This is a genomic window from Frankia sp. R82 (assembly GCF_023716925.1).
Classification (GTDB): domain Bacteria; phylum Actinomycetota; class Actinomycetes; order Frankiales; family Frankiaceae; genus Frankia.
The window spans coordinates 1-2,329 of sequence record NZ_JAMQQG010000127.1; the positions used below are offsets into that span (position 1 = coordinate 1).

1 protein-coding gene and 1 pseudogene are annotated in these 2,329 nt (G+C 75.3%); one reads left to right on the forward strand and one right to left on the reverse strand.

Going from position 1 to position 2,329, the window contains the following annotated elements; translation table 11 throughout:
- Window positions 1-88: 88 nt before the first annotated feature.
- Window positions 89-1,090: pseudogene (locus tag ND747_RS16075) on the forward strand (phenylalanine--tRNA ligase subunit beta); the annotation flags it as partial.
- A 3-nt stretch (window positions 1,091-1,093) separates the two neighbouring features.
- Here ND747_RS16075 and ND747_RS16080 read toward each other — a convergent pair.
- Window positions 1,094-2,329: WD40 repeat domain-containing protein (locus ND747_RS16080; protein ID WP_251734427.1), on the reverse strand; the 1,236-nt coding region annotated here is incomplete at its 5' end.

Below are 2,329 nucleotides of genomic sequence, written 5' to 3' on the forward strand. Positions count from 1 at the left end.
CCCCCCCACCGATTTTTCACCCAGCTGACGCGATACGATATATTTCCTGGTGTCTCGTGGGCTCGGTGATGTGTTATAGAGACAGCCGCAGCGCCGGCGTCGGGCGGTCGGCCGGGCGCTCGCCCACGCCGGCTACGTCGAGGTGCAGACCCTGCCGTTCGTCGCCGCGGACGCGGCCGACGTGCTGGGCCTGGCGTCCGATGATCCGCGGCGCGCGGCTGTGCGGGTCGCGAACCCGATCGCCGAGGACGCGGCCTACCTGCGAACCACCCTGCTGTCGGGACTGATCGGTGCCGCCGTGCGCAACCTCGGCCGCGGCCAGCAGGATCTCGCCCTGTTCGAGACCGGCCTGGTCTTCCGGGAGCGCCCCGGCGACCGGGTGCCGGCCGTCGTCCCGCCGGTGGACCGCCGGCCGAGTGCCGACGAGGTCGCAGCGCTGGATGCGACCCTGCCCGAGCAGCCCCGTCACCTCGGTGCCCTGCTCACCGGTCGGTACGAGCCGGCCGGCTGGGCCGGGCCGGGCCGGGCGGCGGACTGGGCGGACGCCCTCGACGCCGCCCACCTGGTCGCCGAGGCGCTCGGTCTGACCCTGACCGTGACCGCCGGTGCCACGATGCCGTGGCATCCGGGTCGGTGCGCGGCGCTGTCGCTGGCCGGACGGCCGGTCGGGCACGCCGGTGAGCTGCATCCGCGGGTACTGGCCGAGGTGGGCCTGCCGGCGCGGGCGGTGGCACTCGAACTCGACCTGGACGCGTTGCTCGCGGTCGCCGACACCACCGGGCCGGTCGTCGCGCCGACGATCTCGACCTATCCGCCGGCGGATCGGGACGTGGCGCTGGTCGTCCCGACCGCAGTACCCGTCGCGGAGGTCACCGCGGCGCTGCGCGACGGCGCCGGTGAGCTGCTGGAGTCGCTGACCCTGTTCGACGTGTTCGAAGGGGCGCAGGTGGGTCCGGGGCAGCGGTCGCTGGCTTTCGGGCTGCGGCTGCGGGCCGGCGACCGCACGTTGACCGCCGCCGAGGCGAACGAGGTTCGCGATGCCGCGGTCGCGCTGGCCGCCGACCGCACCGGCGCAGCCCTGCGGGCCTGATCCCTAACCGGCCCGCCAGAAGCGGATGGTGTGATCCTCGGAGGCACCGGCGAGGGTGCGACCGTCCGGAGAGAACGCGACCGACCAGACCCCGGCGGCAGGCCCGGCCAGCACCGCCACCGGCTGGCGGCGACCGCCACCGGTGACGTCCCACAGCCGGATGTCGCGATCGAGGAACGTGTTGGAGGCGCTGGCGAGGGTGCGCCCGTCCGGCGAGAAGGCGACGGTCCGCACCGCGCCGGTGTGCCCGGTGAAGATCGCCCCGATGGCCGGACGGCTGGGGTCGGTGACGTCGCACAGCCGCACCGAACCGTCGTCACCGGCACTGGCCAGGGTGTGACCGTCCGCGGCGAACGCCAGCGACCGCACGGCGCTGGCGTTCGGGCACAACGTGGCGAGACGGCGCGGGACGGTCGGGTCGGAGACGTTCCACAGCCAGCTGGACCCGTCGCCGGCGCCGCTGGCGAGCATGCGGCCGTCCGGGGAGAACGCCAGCGCCCACACCCCGCTGTCCGCCCCGGGAAAGGACGCGACGCGCTGCGGGTGGGCGGGGTCGGCGACATTCCACAACCAGATCGACCGGTCCGTTCCGCCGGTGGCGACGACTGCGCCGTCCGGGGAGAAGGCCACCGACAGGATGCCGCTGGCCTGTTGGTCGAGTGGGACAGGTAGCGCCTGCGGTCGGGCCGGCTCGGCGATGTTCCACAGCCTGGCGACATGGTCGCTTGGCACCTGCGCGGCGGTCGCCAGCAGTCGACCGTCGGCCGAGACGGCGATCGAACGCACCGGGGAGCCGTCTCGGGGCAGTTCCCCGAGAGTCACCGGATGCGCCGGATCGGCGATGTTCCACACGCGCACCTCGCCGTCCTCGGTGCCGGTGACGACGCTGCCGTCCCGGCGGAACACCACCGACGTGGCCGTGTCCGCGCGGGCGGGCAGCGTCAGCAGCGGGCGGGCCCGCGACCAGTCCGTCGCGGCCCCCGGCCGGGTGTGGCCTGGCGTCGCGCTGGACGCCGTGACCGGCCGGTTGCCGCCGTCCCCGGTGGTGCTCTGGCCGCCGACGAGCAGCACGCCCGCAAGGACGGCCAGCACCGCGACGCCGAGCCCGCCGAGGGCCGCTACCAGCCGGGCCCGCCCCGGGGTGGGCCGTCGTGTCGGTGCCGTCCGTGTGCGCCCGTCTCTGCGGCGACCGGGTCCGCCGGCCGGGCGCCGGCCGGCGCGTCGGTGCGGTCGGGACGG